Below are 23,208 nucleotides of genomic sequence, written 5' to 3' on the forward strand. Positions count from 1 at the left end.
ATGAGTTACATATCCATTAACTTCTTAAGCCCTATTTCTTCATCAAGCCAATATTCACCTTCGATTTCACCTGTTATTAATGACTCCATTCCTTGACCAAGGTCAAGTGCAACCTTTCTTCTTTCAGTAGCGATATAGGAACTTAGAATAAGTGCGTTTGTACCAGCTGCAAGCAGGCAAAGATCAAAATCATAGGAATCAATTTCTTTTTTTACTTCAGGTATATCAGAAAACTGTTTTATTTTTATGGCTCCTACAATATCGAAACCTAACTTTTTCATTAAGTTTTTTTCAAGTGATCTTTTAACTTCATCAGCGTAATTACAGATGATTAAGATTTTCCTTCCCGCAAGCATTTGGTGGAATTTACTATGTTGGGAGAACATGATAACACGTCTAATATATGCCTCAAAAACATAGTCAGGAGAAATCTTATAATAATCAAAAACCCTTTTTGTTAGGTTTCCGGCTGTAGGAATATTTAAGTTTAAACCAATAATGTTAGCCTTTTTAACGGCTTCGACAGTCAAATCACGAGCTTGTATATTAGGGAAAATTAGTCCTCGGTGAAAATGTCCTCTGTCTAAGTTGCAATTTGAATTGGCTGCAATTGTTTCTGGATCATCCATGATTTCATCTTCAGATAAAATCGCATATTGTGCCATGACAAATGATTCTGTATAACCTACAGATACAACTGATAGTGGTTGTTTCCTGTTTAAGGCATCAATGATTTTATCCAAAAGTTCACTACTGGTTAGTTGGATAGAATTGCCCATTTTTACCTCCCTCTCTCAAAATTGTTTGAATCAACTTAAAAAACATGTTTTGTATGTTTGTTAGTTTAATAAGGTGATAAAGTGTCTTTATTCAATCATGTTATCCCGATATTCCTCAACAAGTTTATCAAAATCAAAAGCTTCTCCGTCAATCATGACATCTAGCGCATGACCAAAATCAATAACGACATTATTTGTAGCTTTGGCGAGCTGATTAGTCAATATCGTTGCAGGTACTCCAGCAGCTAAAATTGCAACATCCCATTCGTCCTTTTTATTGACTAGTTCGTTTTGTAGTGACCTTATCTGATTGATTCCTTCTAGTTGTTTCGTACCTACAATTTTCACTCCCATTTTTTCAAACAGTGGTTTTGCTTCAAGAGACCTTCTTCCAACCAATACAACTTTTAAAGGGCGTAATATGTTCCAAAAACCCATATCCTTTGACATAGGATGTGTGATAAAGGGGGAACAGACGTACTTTGGTTCGTAATCTAATGATGTTAAAAGCCTAATTGTTTCACTGTGAAAGAACTCATGTTCTTCCTTTGAAAGAAGTCCAACAATTTTTGTAGATAGAAGTGCTCTAATCACTAACTCCTTAATCTTTTCTGGTTCAGCAGTTGCACCATTGTATTGTGCGCAATAATCTAGTCCTTCTTGGAAAGCAGTTGAGGTTGGCCATAAAGAATAATAAATTTCAGCATGACCAAATCGTGCTAACGAAAAAGGTTTCTTATTATGGATAGCATCTTTCATCATCTGTAACACATCTTGTAAACGCAAAAAGCGTTGTTCAAACTCATGTTTAGTTGATTCCATGTAATCACTCCAAAGGATATCTATTTATTGAAAAGTGGGTTTATAGTGGCAGAATCAGGAATTTGGTAATTTCTAGGCATGTTTAGTGAATATTTTTTTAATATTCCAAGGTTATCTTTCACTAATGGAATTTGTTCTATGGATTTATGAGATTTATAGAAGGTACTTACTTTGTTATAAACCTCAAGAGTTGAATCGAGCATTTTCATATGATGCCAAGCAGTTAAGCCGTAGGTTTTTGCATTATTGGCTAAATAATCTCGTAATTTTTCATCTGAAAGGATTTTTTCTAAACGATTGCATAGTTCTTCACTGTTATCTCGAGGGTAAAGCAAACCTGTTTCTCCATGTTCTATCATTTCAGGAATCCCACCAGCGTCTGAAGCAACGATTGGTTTCCCAGCAATCTGTGCTTCAATAATTACAAATGGCAAATTTTCAAGCAAACTAGGGAGTACAAAAACATCTACTTTCGTTAATAACGCAGGAACATCGTCTCTTTTTCCTAAAAAGATCACATTATTTGTTAGGTTTTTTCTTTTAACTTCAGTCTTAAGAAAGTCCCCAAAGTCATCCCATTTATATGAGTCTCCAATAAATAAGCAAATCCAGTCGTTACGAATTTTCTTTAGTTTTTCCAAAGCCTGCAGTAATGAATATTGTCCCTTTTCAAAAATAAGCCTTGCTGAGCATGCGATTATTTTTTTATCCTTTGGAACATTTATGTCTGTAAGTATTGTTTGCTGGTTTTGGAATTCTAAAATATCGATGCCATATGGAATAACCATCATCTCTGACTGTATGGAGAAATGTGTCATCTGATCCTTCAACCAGTGTGAGGGGAGAATGGAATGATCAGATGCATTTGGGCCAAGCGATTCTAATTGTGATATATATTTCCATCGTTGACTGTTTGTAATTTGAGGATTCTTTTTCATTTCAGCTAGAAAAATTTCTTGAGTCAGTGACGAATGAATGGTACAAACCAATGGTGTATTGATTGCTTTAACACGGGATAGGGCATGAGCTGTCACAACATCTTGTGCGTGAATAAGATCATATGAACTTATACCGAGGTGAAAAGCAGCTATCTCTAGACTATGACGCTTACTTTCTTTTCTAATAATCCAATCATCTATCTCTAAGGTGTTTTTTTCGAAATATTCTTTTAGTTTCTTATATATTGTTCTTTCTAATTGATTCTTATTGAAGAATGTTCCTTTTTTAAGAAGATAGTAATAGTTATCATCAGGATGGAGAGCTAAAATATCAACATGATGACCTTGACCTTCTAAGCCATTTGCAAGTTGCTTAACATAGGTCCATACTCCTCCTGTTAATGGTAAATATGATCCGTATGCCAATAATATTTTCATATGTCAGTACCTTTCTTTTCACTATTTTCTTAGACTGTTACGAATAATGTTGCCTCTAATAGCTGGGTCGATAATTGATATTAGAAATCAATTATCCGTTGATTTAACCGATATCTAAATATTTTTTCAAGCGTAGTCTTTTTATTCTATGTAGTTTGAAATTGGAGGGAACTAGACATGCGTTCGTTTTTAAGACTTTTTATTTTTAATCTTGCTTTTAAACACTCACAAGTTTATCTTGTTTTCAATAAAATATGAGTAACTACCTTAGGAGGGGTTTGAATGACCGATAGTCAAGCCACTATTTTAGTTCCTTTTTATAATCGGCAGGATTATTTAAGGGAAACATTAGAAACTGTGTTTGCTCAAACGTATAAAGATTGGAAGTTAATTTTGATTGATGATGGTTCAACGGATAGGAGTATAGAAACGATTAAAGATCTTTTAAGTGATCCGAGAATTCAAATTATAAGTAATCATAAAAATCTGGGTAAATCAAAAAGCTTAAATAAAGCATTATCGCTTGTTGATACACCATATATACTAGAATTGGATAGTGATGATTGGTTATTTCCTAACACGCTTCAGACATTAATAGAAGAGTTTGAAAATCAGCCTAATGAAGTGGCTGTTGTTAGCGGGAATTTACAGATGGTTGTGGAAGATAGACAAGGACGAATTAAAAGGGTTATTGAAAGGAAAGGGAAAGCCTTTTCTGACAAAATTGAATTCCTTTTTGCTAATCAGGTAGTATGGCCTCGATTTTGTCGTACAACTGCGTTAAAGGAAATAGGTGGTTGGCCAATTGATGATCCATATGAGGGCTGCCATGGAATTGATGATTTACGTTTATTGTTAAGATTAATCGATCGGTACCGATTTCACTGGATTGATCAATGTCTTTATAAATGTCGAGAGCACGAAAATAATTTGTCAAATAAACAACGAAAAAGAACTGCTGAAATTCGTGAGTGGGCAATAAGAGATGCGCTGGATAGGTGGGGATATGAACTCGAGCCTGTCTTTTATTATGATGAAGATGGATGGAATTATCTTGTTGATCTAATTTAAAAAAATGGATGTTAAAAGTATGTTTATTCATCTCATGGAGGTGTTTCCGATGGTACCTGAAGTCACAGTATTAGTACCATTCTATAATCGAGAACAGTATCTGTGTTATGCATTAGAAAGTGTTTGTAAGCAAACTTATCAAAATTGGAAAATGATTTTAATCGATGATGGTTCAACGGATCAATCTGTTCAAAGCGTCGCTCCTTTTTTGAATGATTCGAGAATAACTCTTATCAAATCTCATAAAAACGAAGGTCAATCAAAAAGTTTAAATAAGGGGTTGGATTTAGTCGATACACCTTTTGTTATGACATTAGATAGTGATGATTGGCTGCATCCGGACGCGTTAAATATTTTCGTGAATGAGGCAAGGAGTTTACCAGATACTTTCGCAGTAGTACATGGAAATATTACGGCAGTGTTTCAAGATAAAAAAGGTACTATTTTAAAGGAGGTTATAAAGAAGGGGCAACCAATTAAAGACAGATATCATTTTGTACTTGAATATCCAGATACATTTATTTGTCCACGGTTTTATCGAACCTCTACTGTAAAAGAAATAGGTGGATGGCCTACGAATGATCCTTATGAGGGAAGATATATTGAGGATTTGCCAGTTATGTTACATCTTATAGAAAAATATCAATTTCATTATACTGATAAAACATTGTACTACTATCGACAGCATACAGAAATGTCCACCACAAATATTGAAATTGTTGCAGATAAAATGAAATGGGTAATTAGACAGGCGTTAAAACGATGGGGAGATACGTATGAACCTATATTTAAAACTATTGATGATGGTTGGGTTGTTGTAGAACAATTAAAAGAAAAAGACGGGGAAAAATAGAGTGGCTTCCATTATTACTTGTACAGTAAGAGATGAATGTATGGACAATGTATTTAAAAATTATCAAAAACAAGATTACAAGGAAAAAGAATTAATAATTATATTAAACAAAGATAGTATGGATGTTGATAAATGGAAAAGACGATCGGTTTTAGACAGAAACATTAAGATTGTTCAGCTTCCTCAATATACTAGCTTAGGAGATTGTTTGAATTATGGTGTTGAATGTTCAAAGTATAAAACAATAGCCAAATTCGATGATGATGATTTTTATGGTCCATATTATATTAATGAGGCTATGAATGTAATCGAAAACACAAAAGCGATGGTTGTAGGTAAGTCTACGTTCTATATTTATTTTCAACAAGAAAAGAGCTTATACTTATATAATTGTAATAACGAACAACGTTTTATCAATCCACATAAACATTACTCCACAAAGGATTTCTTAGCCGGAGCATCACTTGTAATTAACAAAGACGTATTCAAACACGTTACATTTCCTAGCCTGAATCTAGGAGAAGATTCCAATTTCCAACAAGAATGTTTAAAAAATGATATTTTAATGTATTCTACTTCGAGACATCATTTTGCATACATTCGCTACCCATATTCTCATTATCATAGTTCAGACGTAAAAGATTACTTGCTAAAAAAAAGAAGTCGACTAGTTTCGAAAGGCAGTTATTTTAAGAATTTACTCTCTCAAATTAGTCCTTCATAATAAAAAAGTTAGGCCCATTAACATGAGCCTAACTTTTGCTTTTATTTATCAGTTAACAACTCAACTGTGAAGCTTTCAATGTCTTTACAACGAACAACAGTTAGTCTTTCATTAACTTTTGGAGATAGCATACCCGGCTCAATAATTTTTACGCAGCAATCTTTTACTTCTTTTAATATTCCTTCAATAAAATCCCCCGATTTTGTTTTTATTGAAACTTCTTGGCCTTCAAACTTCTTTAAAAGATTACATAAGCAATCGTCTTTACAGTCGCAATCATGTTTATCTTTACATTTATCTTTATGTTTATGGCTATGATCTTTTATATCAACTTCCACTTCAACCTCGATTTCTAATTTACAAGGTTTATCTTTATGATCCTCATGACATTTTTTCATATCAAAATCAACATCAACTTTATAAGGTTTTTTCTTTTTGAAACCCATATTTTTCACCTTCCTCACTATTATATTTGTACTATATTCATACAAAATCAAAAATGTCAGGGCTACTCCCCAGAAATAGGTTAAACCTGGGAACTATCGAATGATTATTCGTTTAACAGATCTTAGAACACTAAAAAGAGTACATGCGTATGTACTCTTTTTTGCTACTTTTCCTGTTCTTCAATAAGATATTTAAGCATTGAAAGCTTATTATCCCAAAATTGATCAAAATAGCTTAACCAATCTTTGATTTCTGTAAAGGTTTCTGGGTGAAGCTTGTAAATTTTTTCTCGTCCTGTCTTGGTCATACCGACAAGATTGGATTCGGATAATATTCGGAGATGTTTAGATACCGCTGTTCGAGTGATCGGAAATTCTTCGCTGATCGCAGTTACTGATAAATCTTGCTTTGCGAGAAGCATTAATATTTTTCTTCTTGTAGGGTCAGCAATTGCCTGAAACACATCGTGTTTTTTGACAGCGGACATTACGCCTCAATAACCCCGCGCAGTTTCACATCAACAAGAGGTCCCCATCCGCCATTCATGCGATCACGAATAACTTGATGCGTTTCATTAGCTAATGGAATAACTTCCTCTGTGTCTCCCCAGCCAGAATGAACAAGGGTAAACTCAGTCTTTTCGTCCAACTCTTTTAACTCAAATGTAACCACCCATCCATCTGTCCCCCAAGAAAAAACGAGGCGGTGTGGCGGTTCTAGTTCTAACACTTTGCAAGGACTTGGACCAAATGGTGACTGAATGGTAAACTCACTCCCAACTACCTGTTGAAAGTCATTCGGCATAAACCAAGAAGAAATTCCATCTGCAGTTGCAACTGCATTCCATACTTTTTGAATTGGTGCCTGAAACACTGTTGTTTTTCGAATATCTTGAACTTTCATTTTTCCCCATCCTTTTAAATGATATGTAACCAAAAGGTTTCTTATTGTGATTATACGAAACCTTTTGGTTACATGTCAACTATCTTTTATTAAGTACCCTTATTATTTCCAAATCGTTTAAAATAAAGAATGAGTTAAGAAATTCTTAAGATTTTTAATGGTCGAATGTTAAGATTTACTGTTTACTATAAAAAGAGAAGAAAGCTGCTAGAAAGTAGGGGAACTGGCCTTGGATTAGCGATCGCCCAATCAATTGTTGATCTTCATGGAGGAAGCCTTTCGATTGACGTGGACGGAGACTTATTTAAAGTAACTATTGCTCTGCCTAAAGAAAAATTGTCTTTATGATCTAGAACAGCCCATTTATTTGTGTGAATAATAAGGGTGGAAGAACTTCTTTTTAAGAAGTTCTTTTTAAAATAAATAGTTGCATTTTGCAAATAATATGATATAAATAAAGAGAGGTGAAAATATTGGAAAATTTACGTGATTTATTCCAGTTGTTAACGAGACGATTTGGTATGTTAAATAAAAACTGTTGCTTAGTAGGAGGAATGGAAATTTCCATAGTCCAGAGTCATATCATCCACGAAATTGACAAGCAAAACAATCCGAGTGTTCAGCAAGTCGCTGACTCACTAGGGATCGATGTGACAACATTTAGTCGGCAGATACAGAACTTAACAAAGATAGGATTAGTAAAAAAGCAACAGTTGCCTGAAGACAAAAGAGTATATGTTTTATCCCTAACAACAGAAGGAAAGTTTGTTTCTACCTCAATTGATACGGAAATGAACGAATACTTACAAGAAATATTTTCTCATATGAATGAATTTGAAAAAGACACAGTGATTCGATCCATTAAATTATTAAATGAGGCCATGTCTAAATCCTCGGTATGTTGTAAGCCATACATATAAGCAGGTCAACGATCTTGCTTATATTTTTTAATGAAATATAGTTGCATTTTACAAATAAAAACGAGGTGGAGAATTGTGGAAGAATTAGTAAAGAGTTTTTTAAGTATTGCACTAGAATTAACCGTCTTATTTGTAGGGATTTCTTTTTTAATTAACGTCCTACAAGGCTATATCCCTTATGAAAAAATGGAGAAAATGATGGAGCGCAGCCACCCGCTAGTTAGTGCATTGATTGCCCTTGTGTTTGCCTTCGTCACTCCTTTTTGCTCTTGCTCGACCATTCCGGTTGTGGTGAATTTATTAAATAAAAAGGTGCGTTTTGGTACGGTCATGATCTTTTTATTTGCATCTCCCGTATTAGATCCAACAATTTTGACGTTAATGACAGCTACACTCGGTTGGAAGGTAGCCATTGTTTACACATTGTTAACAAGCATTTTATCAGTAGCGATTGGCTTCAGCCTAGAAAAACTTGGTTTTGAGAATCAGGTGAAAAATGTCATTATGACTGGATTTAAAGATCCGAATAAAAAACTAGACTGGAAAGGAGCGCTATTAGAAACCCTTCAGCTCATGAAGACGGTTTATCCATTCTTGTTAATTGGTGCTGCTATTGGGGCAGTTATTCACGGGCTTGTACCGACTGAATGGATCACCGCTTACATGGGGGCTGACGACTGGTGGTTAGTACCGATCGCTGCGATCATTGGAATTCCTTTATATATCCGACTTTCTACTATGATTCCTATTTCACAAGTCATGATATTGAAGGGGATGGCACTCGGCCCTGTCATGGCATTAATGATTAGCTCAGCAGGTGCAAGCTTGCCAGAATTGACCCTACTGAATAGTATTTTTCGAAAAAAGCTTGTTGCGGCGTTTATCGCATCCGTAATGTTGATGTCCACTTTATCTGGTTTTTTATTTTATTTAATTTAGGGTGAGTATAAAGATGATCGTATTAAAAAGCTTATTTGGAAAAAAGGATCAAACAAGTTGAGTCATGTTGTAAAGAAGAAAAGGAAAAAAGTGAAGAGAAAAATTGAACTTTATGCCTCCTAGATTATAGGAGGTTTTTTCTTGGTATTAAATAAAGGACTTATCTTTATGCACCTAGAATATCGGTAGAATACTAATCAAGGAGGGAAATAACATGAGTGAACATTCCATAGACTTTATCGTTTCTTGCATGGCAACAAGCACTCTTTACAAGGAAATACAAAAAATACAAACAGAACATCGTCTGAAATTAGCAGAAATTTGGAGGATTAAAGAAGGGGAGCATGTTCTTGAAATTGGTTGTGGTCAAGGAGACACAACGGCCGTATTAGCGTATATGGTAGGTGAGAAGGGTCAGGTTCATGGAGTTGATCTAGCCTCACCTAGTTATGGTGAACCGATCACGCTAGGTGACTCCATGGCCTATTTAAAAAAATCAAAATTAGGCAAGCAAGTAAAAGTAGATTTTGAGTTCGATATATTATCTGCAAACTATAAAGTTGAAGAATTTGATGCTATTGTTATTTCCCATTGTAGCTGGTACATGAGCTCGCCTGATATATTGATTGATATATTGAAAAAGGTTAGACCTTGGGGGAAAAAGTTGTGCTTTGCAGAATGGGATACGAGAGTGGAGCAAGCCGAACAAGTACCACATTTTTTAGCCGCTTTGATTCAGGCGCAGTACGAGTGTTTTAAAGAAGTTAGCATAAGTAACATTCGTACACTGCTTTCCCGAAAGGATATCGAACATGCTTTTAAAGAGGGAGGTTGGGATGTGATGGACGAGGTCTCGATCTATTCCCCGAATCTCCAGGATGCTGAATGGGAGGTTCAACAAACCTTACATGCCTTTGAAACGGAATTCGATTCTTTGAAAATGCCAAGAAAAATGAATTCTCTACTTCGTACAGAAATTTCTTTATTGGAGGAGGCTGTAAAGGGGAGAAAAATCAAACCATTGAATGTGTTTGCGTTGGTGGGAGAGTAAAATTAAAAGTCAGCTCCTTTTCAATTGGTTGAATAGGAGCTGACATTTTTACTATCGAAAGGATGGTTTTGATAGCGAGCAAGTAGGATAATTAATATCAGGTACATAGTACGACAGCTTTTTTAAGAAATAACAAGCTTCCGGAAAGTGATGTTCAAGAAAACGTAAAGTGGACTGATTTAATACTTCCTCACCCTTATATAACTGGACCATTTTTTCTACTAAACTGGTAAACCCGATAACAGCGATCACGACATCTCTTGCAAATTGGAGTTGTATCGGAAAGCCTTCTGGCGTAAATCGTAAATATCCTTTAATAGCCTCGTTTTTCACAATGAACGACTGGAATATTTGCATGTATTCTCTTGTTTGTGTAACTAGTGCCAGTTCAACTCCATCAAGTGCTCGAGCGAGTAAGGCCGCATGCCCCGCTTGGTCTTCAAGCCATAAATCCATTAAGTCGACAAGTGGAAGGATGGAAGGGGTTTGCCCGTTTACATAAAACCTTAGCATTCGTAAATATTCTTGATTTTCCCCTAGTGTACCATTTAAATAGGTTGGAGTTAAATTCAAGTTCACTTTATTTTCAATGCGTAGGCGCTGAAGATGACCCTCAAAATGAAAATATCGATTGGCAATCGGATAGATTTCTCTTGCGAATGTGATCATTTCAGAGGATGAAACTGATCCTGACGCTGGGAGGCTAGATAGTTTTGAAAGCAAGCCACGAAATAATTGAATATATTGCTTTGCTGTGGTTACATACTCGACTTCACTAGGAGATAAGAAATCGTGAATAAAGTGGGCGTGATCTTCTAATACCTCAAGCCAAAAAGCGTGTTCGTCAAAAACTGAAATGGGTTCATAGCTCATGTTCATACCCCCTACAAAAATAAACTCAAGTATTACAGTTTATGAGTAACAAGAATGGGTAAGAACGATTAATTCCCAAATGAAATAACCCGGGAAAGCACCCGGGTTGGACCTATCTATAACGTGTTACATATTTTTCGTATATGACTTGAAAACCGTACATTGCCATTGTCTTAAGTAAGAAAATAAAGGATAGTTGTAGTCTATTTAATCGTACAAGAGTAACATATCCCATTTTTCGAAACCCTCGCATCATTCCATAAGTAAACAATGAATCAACAATGATATTAACAATAAAGTACAGTTTGAATTTCCCGAAAGTATATTTTAATATCCAAATGGAACCAACGAAAAATGGTCCGAGAATGAGTGGCAATTCATTAAGTACATTGGGTTTGAGATTAGATGGAAACCACCACCATTTTCTTCTCTGTGCAACCATTCCTTCGATTATGAGATAAAGTGAGATAAAACTGGCACCCGGAAGAAACCTTTTTACTGTCTTTCCGCCAATCAAAGGGACTGACAACCAAGGTAGTATAAAAAGAAGAGCTATATACAAATTAAATTTCTTCAAAGCCATCAGCATCCTTCTTTACTTATAATAATTTAGTGTGGCACAAGAAATGGAAACGTATGTGTTTCTTTTAGAAAAAATTTGAAAAATAATATGCAAAAAATGGTATAGTGAAATAAGAATTACAGATTTCTCAAGGGAGATTCACGATATGAAAAAAATATATTTAACACGACATGGAGAAACAGAATGGAATAGAGTAGGCCGATTACAAGGATGGTGTGACTCTTTGTTAACTGAAAAGGGGAAAGGGACGCGACCTTACTCGGTCAAAGGATTAACTATAGTAAATTGGGATGGTGAACAGTTCCGAGTTGAGTTAGTGGGCGATACATCTCATTTAGAGGAGGAACAGCAAGTATGATTAAAGGGAATTCCATATTTATTAGACCGATTGTGCTTGATGATGCGGAGGAATGTTTAGACTTTCAGGGTAAAGCTACACCGCATAGAAGCGGGAGTCATGCCGCATAATATCGCCTCCATACGAGTGTTAGAAAAAGAATCAATGGAAAATGGGAAGACCATCAAGTATTAGCGATTATAAACCCACTGAATGGAGTGGACGCATTAATTTCTGATTTGAAAACTCACCGCCAAAAGTAAACTTCATATTAAGAATGAAAGAAAAAAGAGTCATGATAACAAAAGAAATAATGGAAGAGATTATAGGCTCCTTACCTATTCGCTCAACCAATATAAACATTGAAAGAAAATAGATACATGTGCAGATGCAGCCAACTAAGCTATACATCATAAATTTTTGAACAATGGGTTTCCTAACAAGCATATAGGCATCCTTTCTAAATGGCTGTTAGTTCTTTTATATCATGTACGATGCATAATGAAAATATTTTTTCTATAATCATTAACTATTTACATAGTAATTGGATATACTATACAATGGAAATGTAACCCATTATATTTTGATAAGGGAGTATGTTTTATGTTAGGTGTCGTTCTTAACTAATCCAATCAATTGGATACCAGCATTCCGGTTTGTTTTCTAAACTTGAAAATTTCAATGTTTTAGGAAGCTTATTTATCTATGGCCGCGAATGTAGTTAAGAACAATGGTCAAAAACAAGCATACTATCCTTAGCCGAGAGTGTAGCTGTGTACCACTGTGTAACAGCTTTTTATTTTGGTTAAATAGTCTGAACAGAATGCTTATTACAAGGATTCTGTTTTCATGCCGCGTTGACTCGTTCAACGCGGCTATTTTTATTTTTAGGAGGAAAAAAAGTTGAACAATCATACGTTTGAAACATTGCAGTTTGAAGTGATTAAAGAGGAAATTGCTCATTATGCGTTAACCAGCCAAGGAAAAGCAAAGGTGTTGCAAATCGCACCTTCCGTTCATATTAAACAAATCCAATCATGGATCGATGAGGTAACTGAAGCAGTAGAGATCATGAAAAAGAGTTCAAGTGTACCTGTCCATGGACTAGAAGGAATTGATACTTTATTAAATAGTATCAATAAGGGAGTTGCTCTTCGTGCTGATATATTAATAAAGCTTCATGACTTTTTAGATTGCTGTGGGAAAATGAGACGCTTTATGAAGGATAAGGAGTATATAGCCCCTCGAGTCACAAGCTATATTTACTCCATTGAAGAATTGCCTGGATTGGCGGAGGAAATTAATCGTTGTATCCGAAATGGCGTTGTGGACGATTACGCAAGTAAGGAATTACTTAAAATTAGAAAACAATTGGCAATACAAGAAGAGCGACTAAAAGAAAAACTTCAACAAATCGTACGTTCATCCAAACTAAAAATCTATTTGCAGGAAAGTGTTATCAGTCAAAGAGATGGAAGATACGTGATTCCAGTTAAAAAGGAATATCGTCAAAAAGTAAAAGGGGCAGTTCTAGATACTTCTGCGTCTGGATCTACCTTATTTATTGAACCTGAAGAAATTATGTCTTACCAAAATCAACTTACCTGGATAAAGATGGATGAAGAAGCAGAAACACAAAAAATTTTAATCTATCTCACCGGGTTAGTCGAAGAAAAAGAACAGCAAATTCGTTTGGCAGTGGAAACAATGGTCCACTATGACTTTTTGTTTGCCAAGGCAAAGTTTAGCCGAGCAATCGATGGGCGAAGTGTGTCCATAAACGAATCACACTATATTGAATTAATTGAAGCAAGACATCCTTTATTAGGTAAGAATGTTGTCCCACTATACTTTAAGCTCGGTTCACCTGAACATGCGCTAGTCATTACAGGTCCTAATACGGGTGGAAAAACCGTCGTTATTAAAACGGTTGGACTTTTAACGCTGATGGCCCAAGCGGGTTTACACTTACCGGTTGCTGAAGGCAGTTCTGTCAGTATCTTTCAAAATATCTTAGTGGATATAGGGGATGGACAGAGTATTTTAGAAAACCTAAGTACATTTAGTTCACGCATCGTAAATATTATTGACATTCTAAAAGAAGCCAATGATCGTACGTTGGTATTATTGGATGAATTAGGTTCAGGAACCGATCCTGCTGAAGGAATGGGGCTTGCAACTGCAATCTTGGAGCAACTTTATAAGAAGGGATCGACATTATTAGCAACCACTCATTACAGTGAAATCAAAGAGTTTGCGGATCACCAGGAAGGATTCATTAACGGATCAATGGAATTTGATTTGGACACTCTTCGTCCAACTTATCGTTTAATTATAGGAAAGGGTGGAGAAAGCCAAGCGTTTGCGATTGCGTTAAAGCTAGGCATTCACCCGAAAATCATTGAACGAGCTCATCAAATTACCTATAAAGAAGAAATGGTATATCCAGAACCACATGTTTCACTTCAGGAAAAAAGAGAACTCGAAAAGCAAATCATCATCAATAAATATCAAACTAGAGAAAAAGGAGTGAAGATATCATCTCTCTCTGTTCCAAAATTTAATCAAGGTGATAATGTCATCGTCTCTCCTGAGGATGTTTTTGGTATAGTGTACAAAGGACCAGACGAGAAAGGGAACTACATTGTTCAAATAAAAGGGAAAAAGGGCTCATATAACCATAAGCGTTTAACCCTTCATATTGAGGCAAGTGAGTTGTATCCGCCAGATTACGATTTCGATATTATTTTTGAAACCAAGGAAAATCGAAAGGTAGATAAAATGTTATCAAAGAGACATATGGAAGGTCTTAGTATTAATCATGAAAGTGAAACATGATTATTCCTGATTTGGTTACAATACAGGGAAAGAGAGTCAGGAAGGGAGAAATCATGGAACATACCTATCACAATGTAAAATTAACTGCTCCAGAGGTGGGGAGCTTGTGGATGCAGTATATCAGTGACAGTTTGTCCAAATGTGTTCTTCGACATTTTATTTATCATGTAAAAGATGAAGCAATTGAAAAAGTGCTTCGTTATGCCCTTAGCTTATCAGAAACTCATCTCGAGAAAATAAAAGAGTTTTTTACTGTAGATGAGCTTCCAATCCCGATAGGTTTTACAGATGAAGATGTGTTGGTTGACGCACCACCTTTGTTCACCGATACTTTTATGATCGTATACATTCATACAATGTCCATACATGGTTTGACAAGATATGCAGGTGCAATCGGAACATGTGTAAGAGAAGATGTAAGGAGGTATTTTATTCAGTGTAGTGCTGAAACTACGGAATTATATGATTCAGCGACGGAAGTGGTTTTAGACAAGGGAATCATCAGTAAACCTCCTACTATGACAAACAAGCATACCGTAGATTATGTAACAAAACAAAGCTTTTTGACCGGGTGGTTTGGAGATCGTCGTCCTATTAATTCGATTGAAATCAGTGGAACGTATATTAATATGCATAAGAATGTAGTAAAAGTTGTATTGGAAATGGGGTTCAGACAGGTAACTCAGGTAAAAGAAGTTGAACAATATATGACGCGAGCCGAAAAACTTTGTAAGAGGCATATGGATATTTTATCTAAAATGCTAACTGACGATAATCTACATGCGCCAAGATCATATGAACAAGAAGTCACCGATACAACTGTTGCACCATTTTCAGAAAAGCTTATGATGTATCATATAACAACGCTTCTTTCAGCTGCGATAGGGTATTATGGGGAAGCTTTGTCGATAAGTCAAAGAAGAGATTTATCCGGTAGTTATGTAAGAATGATAACTGAAATAGGGTTACTTGCAGAGGATGGTGCACAGTTACTCATTGACCATGGATGGCTAGAACAACCACCAGGAGCTCCAGACAGAAATAAATTAAAGAACGTAAAATAGAAGGAGTTGCTTTTATAGCAGCTCTTTTCTTTTTGGGAGGAAAAGGGAAGCATGTATCGAATTAATATATAGATCTAAAAACAGGAGGAGTAATATTTAATGAAAGCAGTAGGTTTATATAAATACTTACCAATCGAGCATGAAGAAAGCCTTATAGATATTAATATAAAAAAACCTTCACCTAAAGGGAGGGATCTCCTTGTAGAAATAAAGACTATAGCTGTTAATCCTGTCGATACCAAGGTGCGTTCACCGAAGGACGTGGTGGAATTAGAACCGAAAATCCTTGGTTGGGATGCATGTGGAATGGTGGTTGAAGTTGGTGAAGAATGCACATTGTTTCAACCTGGAGAAGAGGTTTTTTATTCGGGAAGTTTGAATAGGCCAGGTACGTATAGCGAGTATCATTTGGTTGATGAAAGAATTGTCGGGAAAAAGCCAAAAACACTTAACTTTGCTGAATCTGCTGCAATGCCTCTAACGGCTCTAACCGCATGGGAAGCGTTGTTTGAACGTCTCGGAATTGATTCAACAAACAAAAACGAAAATCGTTCTAAAACCGTCCTGATGATAGGTGGTGCTGGTGGAGTAGGGTCCATTGCCATTCAATTAGCAAAATGGGCAGGATTACAAGTGGTTGTTACGGCCTCTCGGGCAGAAACAGTGATGTGGGTCAAGGATTGTGGTGCTGATTTTGTCATTAACCATTACCGTTCCCTAAAGGATCAATTGGTAAATTTGCAAATAATAGAGGTTGATTATATTTTATGCTTAAACGATACGGACCAGCATTGGAAAGCGATGGGGGAGGTTATTAAGCCACTTGGGAAGATTTGTTCCATCGTTGACAATAAATACCCCATTGAATTAAATACATTAAAAAGTAAAAGCGTCACCTTTGTTTGGGAATTTATGTTTACTAAGACGATGTTTACAACTGAGGATATGATTTCACAGCATCACATTCTAAATAAAGTAAGTGAATTGATTGATGAAGGAAGCTTAAAAACAACCCTTAAGAAAACACTATCACCGATACATGCTAAGAACTTACGAAAGGCTCATGAAATGCTGGAGTCTGGAAGGACAATCGGAAAAATTGTATTAGAATCATTTGAATAAAAGACAGCAGCTGCTTTAAGAAGATAGTTGCTTAGCCATTTGAACCATCCCTTTAGGTTTGAAATTATCACACCACGGTCAGGGAAGATATTTTATAAAATTTATCGTTAGATTAGGAGCTAGAAAAGTGAGCTTTGGTGTTCTATTTATCATTGGAAATGTTTTAGCTGTTGTCATTATTAGTTGGTTATTAAAAAATAAACAACTGTCCCGTTCTTTTGTTTTTGTTCGAAAATTAATTATTTTAAGTTATGTGTTATTTTTACTCTCATTTATTAGTGTTGAGGGGCTAATTTTAAAAGAGGCTTATTCAAAGGAAAAATATAATAAGAAAGAAATAGATTTTGTTGTTATCCTTGGAGCTGGTCTACGAGGAGAAGAACCTTCAAAAACATTGCAAGGAAGATTGGATGCTGGCTTGGAATATTTGTTAGATAATCGAGAGGTCCCAGTCATAGTTTCGGGTGGTCAAGGTCCTGGGGAGACTATTACAGAAGCTGAGGCAATGGGAGCATTTTTGGTGGAGAATGGCGTTGAAAAGGGACGAGTGTATTATGAAAGTCTATCCACTGACACGAACGAAAATCTGAAGTTTTCTAGTGAGATGATGGCCCAACTTGGTTTGGAAAAACCGAAGATTCTTATCATTACGAGTGATTATCACTTGTTTCGAGCAAAGGCTTTAGCAGAAGAATACGGTTTAACTCCTTATGGGCTTGGTGGAAATTCCCCATTTTTTGTGAAAGTAAATTATTATATTCGTGAGTATTTTGGTGTGGTTAAGGATTTCATTTTATGAGTTTCATCTGATTTTTAATGGAATTGGATGTATGTCCTGTACCAATCTTTTCATCCTTAAATACAATATTATGTGTATTAGTTTGAAGGGAGGAGTGACAGAATGTCTTTGTTTATGGAGAAGTTTAACAAAAGGTATAAAGAAGCTGCTAAAGCAGAAAAAACAAAGGATAAAAAGAAAAAAAAGAAAGGTAAAAAAAAGAAATAGGAAAAGTTAAAAAAGTTAAATCCACCAAAAAAAATAAGTAGCAATCTAAAAATCAATCACCAAGTTTTGAATATATGAAACGTTGGTAATTGATTTTTTTGTCTATTTTCCGAAAATGAGTGGAAGGTGCAGTTATTCCTAAATTAAAACAGAATAATAAAAATGTTCTAAATAAAACATTCTCTAAAGGTGACTTCATTGTTCTAGCTATAAACCTAACGATTTATCTTGATGATTGTTATTCTAATAAAATATTGTTAATATTATCAAATTCTAGGAACAATAATTAATACAATAATCTCAACTTTTCCACTTCCTCATGATACTATTGTAGTAGTATAATATAGGGTAAAAGTAATTCAAATGTCATAGCAACAGTTCTGGACCACGCAAATTATTCGAACTAGTGGAGGATAAGATGTATAAAAAAGTTGAGACATTGGCAGATCTTAATACATTTAATGAAATCTGGATGGAGTGTTGGCTCGAGAAGGGCTATATGCTAGATCCAACCTTTGATGAGACAGATCGATTTATTATTCTTGAACAAGAGAATCGAGAAATAGGTACAATTGAGTTCAAATCCTACTTCCCAACGGTGCAAAATTACATTAACACTGTTTTCCCCTTTCACGAGATACAGATGTTAGAAACAAATCCGATAAAGGTTATTGAAATAGATAAGGTATCTATTTTAAAGGAATATAGGGGGAAAAATCTCGAACGATTATTATCCCTGTTTCTTCATTACACAGAATTCTACCAAATGAACTATTGCGTGGTTCTTTTGGAGAGAGTATTCTATAGAGCATTAAGAAATGTATACAAAATACCGATCGAACCTGTTGGAGACCAAATGTATTACAAAGGTGATTACGTGATACCAGCAATTATTCACTCCCATGAAGTGTATACAAAGAAGGAAGACTATCCATGGATAATTCCCTCTAATCAAGCGTTCGAAAGGAAACCGATTTATACTTAAAAGGAGAAAATAATGTTCGCCCTGAAAAACAAAAAGTTTGCTTATCTTTTTATAGCTTTTTTTATCCTTACGAACTTCTTATGGAATTACTTCTTTCAGCATAAGCAAGCTTTTTTGGACTGGGGTGGAGTTACATTCCAAACCATTGCCTGCTTAACATCTTTTGGCTGGCTATTTGCAACATATAAAAATGACAACGGAAAGGCCAAGAAGTTTTGGTTGTATTTAGGACTAGGAATCCTAAGTTATATTATAGGGATTCTTATTTGGGTGTTTTACGAGTTTATCTTAGGTGTTCATGGAGATACTCTTCTGTTGCCAAAAATCTTTTGGATTGGACAGAACGGGTTTTATTTTGTTGCCCTTTTATACATAATGAACGTTGTGAAAAGTAAGTTACTTACCATACGATTTTCCTTTGATATGTTAATCATCATGGCTGTTGCAACCACATTTAATTGGGTGTTCATTATCGCACCGTTATTAAAAATGGAGGGAAATCCATTTCATCTCGTAGAACTCATGTACCCGATATTAGATCTTGGGGTTTTAGGAGGAGTCATCAGCCTTTTTATCGCTTCAAACTCGGTTTTTAATAAAAAGACTTTATATTTATTAGTAGTAGGTTTATTAGTGCAAATCATGGCTGATACTATTTTTTCGTTTCTAACCGTAAAAAATTTGTACACGGTTGGAAGTATATCAGAGCCATTATGGATTCTATCATTATTTATACTTGCTTTGGCTGGACTTTATCATGAAGCTCCATCCAATGTGAAACGCGAGTACCGATACGAATCTGAGAGCAGGAACAAATTCTTTATTAGGCATAGCTTGCCTTATGTGGGAGTTGTGTTGCTATCATTGTATGTGATATCTCAAATTTACCATACTGCTCCAGTTGTTGTTGGATTGTTTTTAACGATTTTATTAGTGGTTTTAAGACAACTATTTACATTGTTGGAAAATGATAAATTGGTTTCTGAATTGAATGATTTAAATGAACAACTCGAGGAAAAGGTGAAAGAAAGAACGGACCGTTTAGTTGAAACGATTAATCAGATGGAGTATTTAGCCTATCATGATGTTGTGACGGGCTTACCCAATAGAAGATTTATTGAAAAGCGGCTTTCAAGAGCAATCTGTAACCATAATGTACGGAGTAAAAAGAAGGTTGCTTTCTTATTACTAGATTTAGATCGCTTTAAGCATATCAATGATAGTCTGGGTCATTCATACGGGGATTTATTATTAAAAGAGGTTGGAGACAGATTAAGTTCGTGCCTTAAACCAAATGAGCTAGTGTGCCGTATCGGTGGAGACGAATACGGGATATTACTCGAAAATACGAATGAAATACAAATTGAGAAGACTGCGGAAAAAATTCTTACCGTCCTTCGTAAAACTTACGATATTAGAGGGGAAGAACTCTATGTAACACCTAGTATAGGGGTGTCGATATACCCAGAACATGGTAACGATTTTGAGTCCCTATTAATGAAGGCTGACACAGCAATGTATAAAGTGAAGGAAGCCGGAAAAAACCACTATAAAATATATCATGCTGAAATGGACATAGAGCCTCAAGTAACAATGGAAAACGCGTTACGAAAAGGGATTGTGCGGAATGAACTAGAGCTATACTACCAGCCTCAGGTTTCTCTTGAAAACAATAATATTGTTGGTGTAGAGGCGCTGTTGCGGTGGATTAGACCTGATCAAGGGATGATTCCACCCTGCGAATTTATCCCTCTGGCAGAGGAAACTGGACTTATTCTTCCTTTAGGAGAATGGGTATTGAAAGAAGCTTGTTTGCAATCTGTACAATGGGAAAAACAGGGTCTTTTACCGATTCGTATTGCTGTTAATATATCAGCCATTCAATTTCAACAAAATAACTTTATTGAAAAGGTAACCGAGACTTTATTCGAAACTAAAGCAAATCCAGAGAATATTGAACTTGAAATCACGGAAAGTGTGGCTATGGGTTCAATAGAAGAAACACTTTCTAAACTGCACTCTTTAAAGGAAATGGGCTTCCATATTGCTATGGATGATTTTGGGACAGGCTATTCTTCCTTGCAATACTTGAACCAGTATCCTATTGACCACTTGAAAATTGATCGATCTTTTATTTCTTCACTGAATACAAGTGAGAAAAATGTTGCCATTGTTAAATTGATTGTTTTGATGGCTAAAGGATTAAATTACAAGGTGATTGCTGAGGGAGTGGAAGACGATAGTCAAAAGATGTTCTTACAATCCATTGAATGCGATGAATATCAAGGTTATCTGTTCAGTCCTCCATTAGACAAGCTAGATACAGAGGTGCTTTTGCAGCAGCAACTTACCAATAAATAAAAAAGTGGAGCATTTCTTCATGAAGAAATGCTTTTTTTGTAGTGCATAATAACTATTTAGAGAAGATATGAAAGTAGCAATTTTTAATTATAATGATTAAGATAATGTTATATATCCAAGTGGTATAGGTTGTCTAAGGTATACATATATAACTACATAAGATATAGGAGGATTCACTTTGGAAATAGGTGTAAGTACATTTGTAGAAACAACACCGGATGTAGTGACGGGTGAGGTAGCTAGTCATGCACAACGGATCCAGGAAGTGGTAGAAGAAATCGTTCTAGCTGATCAAGTTGGTTTAGATGTGTTTGGGGTAGGGGAGCATCATAGAGAGGATTTTGCTGCTTCTTCTCCAGCAGTCATTTTAGCAGCAGCAGCTTCACAAACAAAGTATATTCGTCTTACGAGTGCGGTTACCGTTCTATCGTCTGCCGATCCCGTACGTGTGTTTCAAGATTTTGCAACCCTTGATGCGATTTCGAATGGGCGAGCTGAAATTATGGCAGGACGAGGATCATTTATTGAGTCATTTCCATTGTTCGGGTACGATTTATCGGATTATGATGAATTGTTTGAAGAGAAGTTGGATTTATTACTGAAGATTAGGGAGTCTGAGGTTGTTTCTTGGTCAGGTAACCATCGACCGGCCATTCATCAAAAAGGAGTGTATCCACGTCCGGTCCAACAGCCACTGCCAGTATGGATTGGAAGTGGGGGGAATTCCGAATCGGTCATCCGTGCTGGAATTCTTGGGCTTCCACTCGTATTAGCGATTATTGGGGGAAGACCCGTACAATTTGCACCACTTGTTGAGCTTTATAAAAAGGCAGCTGCTCATGCCGGTCATGATGTATCAAAGCTAACAGTAGCTTCTCACTCACATGGATTTATTGCAGAAGAAACGGAATTAGCTGCAGACAAGTTTTTCCCATCAACCCAGCAGGTCATGAATGTACTTGGGCGGGAGCGCGGTTGGGGGCATTATGGTCGTGCAAGCTTTGATGCGGCACGTAGCTTTGAAGGTGCTTTGTACGTAGGAGATTCAAAGACAGTGGCAGAAAAAATCATTCATTTGCGAAAAAATGTAGGGATTACACGTTTTATGCTTCACGTACCAGTTGGGTCTATGCCTCATGTGGATGTGATGAAGGCAATAGAATTGCTTGGCAAGGAAGTGGCTCCTATTGTAAAGGAAGAAGTAGCAAAATGGGAAGCGTCTTTAGGTAACGAGTAATGCCAAATCATTTGACTTCTTGGCTTGCTTACGCGTATGATAATTAGGTAGATAATTAAATACCAAAGGGGAGTAGCTATAACAGTAAAGTCGTCACTACGAGATGAAATCTCCGGCTTTGTTGGGCAATCTTTGTTGCTAGCGAGACCTTTGCCAAAGTTTTTGGTAAAGGTCTGCCCCTTTTCGTAAGATCATTACCACAGAGGTAGTGGTCTTTTTTATTTTTCAATAATAAGAGTATGGAGGAATGAAGAATGAAGAGAAAGTGGATGGCAGTAACATTAACGGCGGCTATAACATTAAGTGGTTGTTCGTTCTTAGAAGAAGTGAACGGAACACTTAACTATGTAAATCAAGCAACAGAATATGTCAATGAAGCGTCGGATTTTGCTAACGAAGTACCAGCTATGGCTGAGCAAGCAATTTCAGATACACAAGCATTGGCAGAATTAGAAACAACATTACTAGAGATGAAACAAGAGATTGAAGCATTTAGTAAAATCGAAGCTCCGAGCATTGCGGAGGAACTTCATCAACAAGTTATTGAGCAGAACGACAAGGCATTGGAAGAGATAAATGTATTTTTATCAAATATTGAAAACGGTGAACTAGATCCTACTTTTTTGGAAAATACTGAATTAATTACAACCATACAAGAACTAACGGAACTTTCTAACCAAATTCAGCAGCTTGGTGAATAATAAAGTCGAACAACTCAAGAATGAGGAAACTTGGCATAAGGCTCAAGAAGAATTGTAAAAGAAAAGGTAAGCGGTGTCGCTTACCTTTTTTCTCAATGGGATCATAGATACTGCTTATGCTTTACTAAAGGCTGGCATCCTTAAGATTGATACTAGCATAAAGCTGAGTTTTTCTAGCCTATATAATATCTTTACCATCATCATAAAGGAGCGAAT

The 23,208-nt window shown here is 35.9% G+C and carries 24 protein-coding genes and 2 pseudogenes; 17 read left to right on the top strand and 9 right to left on the bottom strand.

Annotated elements, in window-relative coordinates:
- Positions 1-5: 5 nt before the first annotated feature.
- The 3 genes from ACQ5H4_RS13030 to ACQ5H4_RS13040 form a co-directional block, all read right to left on the bottom strand.
- Positions 6-779 (bottom strand): GT-D fold domain-containing glycosyltransferase, encoded by a 774-nt coding sequence (locus ACQ5H4_RS13030; protein ID WP_430775356.1) that lies wholly within the window; start codon positions 777-779, stop codon positions 6-8.
- An 87-nt stretch (positions 780-866) separates the two neighbouring features.
- A complete protein-coding gene (locus ACQ5H4_RS13035; protein ID WP_430775357.1) occupies positions 867-1,601 on the bottom strand; it encodes a GT-D fold domain-containing protein in 735 nt (244 codons plus the stop codon).
- A gap of 20 nt (positions 1,602-1,621) precedes the next feature.
- Positions 1,622-2,977, bottom strand: coding sequence for a glycosyltransferase family 4 protein (locus ACQ5H4_RS13040; RefSeq protein WP_430775358.1), 1,356 nt, complete (start codon positions 2,975-2,977; stop codon positions 1,622-1,624).
- Between the two features lie 282 nt (positions 2,978-3,259).
- On the opposite strand from ACQ5H4_RS13040, the gene ACQ5H4_RS13045 reads away from it, so the two are divergent.
- From ACQ5H4_RS13045 to ACQ5H4_RS13055, 3 genes are read left to right on the top strand one after another with little or no spacing between them, the layout of a single operon-like run.
- Positions 3,260-4,048: a glycosyltransferase family 2 protein gene (locus ACQ5H4_RS13045; protein ID WP_430775359.1), complete on the top strand. Its 789-nt coding sequence runs from the start codon at positions 3,260-3,262 to the stop codon at positions 4,046-4,048.
- A 49-nt stretch (positions 4,049-4,097) separates the two neighbouring features.
- Entirely contained in the window at positions 4,098-4,901 is an 804-nt protein-coding gene (locus ACQ5H4_RS13050) for a glycosyltransferase family 2 protein (RefSeq protein ID WP_430775360.1), read from the top strand.
- A gap of 1 nt (position 4,902) precedes the next feature.
- Positions 4,903-5,625, top strand: coding sequence for a glycosyltransferase family 2 protein (locus ACQ5H4_RS13055; RefSeq protein WP_430775362.1), 723 nt, complete (start codon positions 4,903-4,905; stop codon positions 5,623-5,625).
- A 41-nt stretch (positions 5,626-5,666) separates the two neighbouring features.
- On the opposite strand, the gene ACQ5H4_RS13060 is transcribed toward ACQ5H4_RS13055, so the two are convergent.
- From ACQ5H4_RS13060 to ACQ5H4_RS13070, 3 genes are all read right to left on the bottom strand, one after another.
- Positions 5,667-6,071, bottom strand: a complete 405-nt coding sequence (locus tag ACQ5H4_RS13060; protein WP_430775363.1) for a hypothetical protein — start codon at positions 6,069-6,071, stop codon at positions 5,667-5,669.
- 164 nt (positions 6,072-6,235) lie between these two features.
- Positions 6,236-6,559, bottom strand: a complete 324-nt coding sequence (locus tag ACQ5H4_RS13065) for an ArsR/SmtB family transcription factor (RefSeq protein WP_430775364.1) — start codon at positions 6,557-6,559, stop codon at positions 6,236-6,238.
- A complete protein-coding gene (locus tag ACQ5H4_RS13070; RefSeq protein WP_430775365.1) occupies positions 6,559-6,975 on the bottom strand; it encodes an SRPBCC family protein in 417 nt (138 codons plus the stop codon). Before ACQ5H4_RS13070 ends, ACQ5H4_RS13065 begins: the two co-directional genes overlap by 1 nt.
- Positions 6,976-7,161: 186 nt before the next feature.
- Between ACQ5H4_RS13070 and ACQ5H4_RS13075 the strand changes: the two are divergent.
- The 4 genes and pseudogenes from ACQ5H4_RS13075 to ACQ5H4_RS13090 form a co-directional block, all read left to right on the top strand.
- Positions 7,162-7,323, top strand: a pseudogene (locus tag ACQ5H4_RS13075) (ATP-binding protein); the annotation flags it as partial.
- Between the two features lie 125 nt (positions 7,324-7,448).
- Positions 7,449-7,895: a MarR family winged helix-turn-helix transcriptional regulator gene (locus ACQ5H4_RS13080; protein ID WP_430775366.1), complete on the top strand. Its 447-nt coding sequence runs from the start codon at positions 7,449-7,451 to the stop codon at positions 7,893-7,895.
- 30 nt (positions 7,896-7,925) lie between these two features.
- Positions 7,926-8,834 carry a permease gene (locus tag ACQ5H4_RS13085; protein ID WP_430775368.1) on the top strand — a complete coding sequence of 303 codons (909 nt, stop codon included), beginning with the start codon at positions 7,926-7,928 and terminating at the stop codon, positions 8,832-8,834.
- Positions 8,835-9,048: 214 nt separating this feature from the next.
- Positions 9,049-9,885 (top strand): class I SAM-dependent methyltransferase, encoded by an 837-nt coding sequence (locus ACQ5H4_RS13090; protein WP_430775369.1) that lies wholly within the window; start codon positions 9,049-9,051, stop codon positions 9,883-9,885.
- Positions 9,886-9,936: 51 nt separating this feature from the next.
- Here the strand turns inward: ACQ5H4_RS13090 and ACQ5H4_RS13095 are convergent, their stop codons facing one another.
- The gene (locus ACQ5H4_RS13095; RefSeq protein ID WP_430775371.1) at positions 9,937-10,758 is read right to left on the bottom strand and encodes a DUF2935 domain-containing protein; all 822 of its coding nucleotides are present in this window, start codon (positions 10,756-10,758) and stop codon (positions 9,937-9,939) included.
- 112 nt (positions 10,759-10,870) lie between these two features.
- Complete coding sequence (locus ACQ5H4_RS13100; RefSeq protein WP_430775372.1) at positions 10,871-11,341, bottom strand: hypothetical protein; 471 nt, start codon at positions 11,339-11,341, stop codon at positions 10,871-10,873.
- 145 nt (positions 11,342-11,486) lie between these two features.
- Here ACQ5H4_RS13100 and ACQ5H4_RS13105 point away from each other — a divergent pair, with 145 nt between their 5' ends.
- Both ACQ5H4_RS13105 and ACQ5H4_RS13110 read left to right on the top strand, forming a co-directional pair.
- Entirely contained in the window at positions 11,487-11,699 is a 213-nt protein-coding gene (locus ACQ5H4_RS13105) for a histidine phosphatase family protein (protein ID WP_430775373.1), read from the top strand.
- Positions 11,700-11,768: 69 nt separating this feature from the next.
- Positions 11,769-11,941 (top strand): annotated as a pseudogene (locus tag ACQ5H4_RS13110) (GNAT family N-acetyltransferase); the annotation flags it as partial.
- Here the strand turns inward: ACQ5H4_RS13110 and ACQ5H4_RS13115 are convergent.
- Positions 11,877-12,125, bottom strand: a complete 249-nt coding sequence (locus ACQ5H4_RS13115) for a GtrA family protein (RefSeq protein WP_430775374.1) — start codon at positions 12,123-12,125, stop codon at positions 11,877-11,879. The pseudogene ACQ5H4_RS13110 and the gene ACQ5H4_RS13115 sit on opposite strands and share 65 nt — an antisense overlap.
- Positions 12,126-12,581: 456 nt before the next feature.
- On the opposite strand from ACQ5H4_RS13115, the gene ACQ5H4_RS13120 reads away from it, so the two are divergent.
- The 8 genes from ACQ5H4_RS13120 to ACQ5H4_RS13155 all read left to right on the top strand — a co-directional run bounded on the left by ACQ5H4_RS13120 (position 12,582) and on the right by ACQ5H4_RS13155 (position 22,992).
- Entirely contained in the window at positions 12,582-14,516 is a 1,935-nt protein-coding gene (locus tag ACQ5H4_RS13120) for an endonuclease MutS2 (protein WP_430775375.1), read from the top strand.
- 53 nt (positions 14,517-14,569) lie between these two features.
- Positions 14,570-15,580, top strand: coding sequence for a DUF3231 family protein (locus ACQ5H4_RS13125; protein WP_430775377.1), 1,011 nt, complete (start codon positions 14,570-14,572; stop codon positions 15,578-15,580).
- A gap of 99 nt (positions 15,581-15,679) precedes the next feature.
- Positions 15,680-16,702, top strand: coding sequence for a zinc-binding alcohol dehydrogenase family protein (locus ACQ5H4_RS13130; RefSeq protein ID WP_430775379.1), 1,023 nt, complete (start codon positions 15,680-15,682; stop codon positions 16,700-16,702).
- Positions 16,703-16,829: 127 nt separating this feature from the next.
- Complete coding sequence (locus tag ACQ5H4_RS13135; RefSeq protein ID WP_430775381.1) at positions 16,830-17,501, top strand: YdcF family protein; 672 nt, start codon at positions 16,830-16,832, stop codon at positions 17,499-17,501.
- A gap of 625 nt (positions 17,502-18,126) precedes the next feature.
- Complete coding sequence (locus ACQ5H4_RS13140) at positions 18,127-18,693, top strand: hypothetical protein (protein WP_430775383.1); 567 nt, start codon at positions 18,127-18,129, stop codon at positions 18,691-18,693.
- A 12-nt stretch (positions 18,694-18,705) separates the two neighbouring features.
- Positions 18,706-21,054: a putative bifunctional diguanylate cyclase/phosphodiesterase gene (locus ACQ5H4_RS13145; RefSeq protein ID WP_430775384.1), complete on the top strand. Its 2,349-nt coding sequence runs from the start codon at positions 18,706-18,708 to the stop codon at positions 21,052-21,054.
- A gap of 178 nt (positions 21,055-21,232) precedes the next feature.
- Positions 21,233-22,291, top strand: coding sequence for an LLM class flavin-dependent oxidoreductase (locus ACQ5H4_RS13150; protein ID WP_430775385.1), 1,059 nt, complete (start codon positions 21,233-21,235; stop codon positions 22,289-22,291).
- Positions 22,292-22,545: 254 nt separating this feature from the next.
- The gene (locus tag ACQ5H4_RS13155) at positions 22,546-22,992 is read left to right on the top strand and encodes a DUF6376 family protein (RefSeq protein ID WP_430775386.1); all 447 of its coding nucleotides are present in this window, start codon (positions 22,546-22,548) and stop codon (positions 22,990-22,992) included.
- Positions 22,993-23,208: the final 216 nt, after the last annotated feature.

It is taken from the genome of Bacillus coreaensis (assembly GCF_050586445.1).
GTDB lineage: Bacteria > Bacillota > Bacilli > Bacillales > Cytobacillaceae > Robertmurraya_A > Robertmurraya_A coreaensis.